Genomic DNA, 602 nt, shown 5'->3' on the forward strand with positions numbered 1-602 from the left:
ACCTGCTGGACGCCGCGGCCGCCCGGGGCACCGGCGACGTCGGCGGTCAGGGGAGCGGCGCCGTGGCGGCGCTCGTGGCGCTCGCGCAGGCGCCCTGGCCGTTCCCGGCGTACCTGCCGTACCTGCGCGCCGCGCACGACCTGCGGGGTGGCGCGCTGCTCTGGCACGGCGACGCGGTCGGCGCGCACCGCGAGCTCGCGGCCACCGTCGCCGAGGACCCCGACGCGGTCGACCCCACCTCGCTGAGCGCGCGCGCCGGGCTGGCGCTGGCGCTCGCGGTGCTGGGCCGGCTGGACGCCGCCGAGCGCGCGGCGCGCGAGGCCGTCGACGTCGCGGTCGGCTCCGGGTGGACCGGGTACGCGCACGTGCGCCCGGCGTACGCCGCGCTGGCCTGGGTCGCGCTGCTCCGGGCCCGCTGGGGTGACGCCGACCGGGCCGTCGCCTACGGGCTCGCCGCCACCGACGCCGGCGACGATCCGTGGTCGGTGGCCGCCCTGCACGCGGTGCAGGCGCTCGCGGCCCTCGGCCGGGGCCGGGTGCGCGCGGCCGCGCACGCGCTCGCGGCCGAGCGGCCCGCCGGACCAACGCCCGCGCTGGTCGCC

Annotated in this window: 1 protein-coding gene; it reads left to right on the plus strand. The window is 82.4% G+C overall.

From position 1 onward, the window contains the following. Positions 1 to 602: hypothetical protein (locus KVT14_RS20075; protein WP_217617273.1), on the plus strand; the 602-nt coding region annotated here is incomplete at both ends.

The organism is Cellulomonas sp. GbtcB1 (assembly GCF_019091725.1).
Taxonomy (GTDB): domain Bacteria; phylum Actinomycetota; class Actinomycetes; order Actinomycetales; family Cellulomonadaceae; genus Cellulomonas.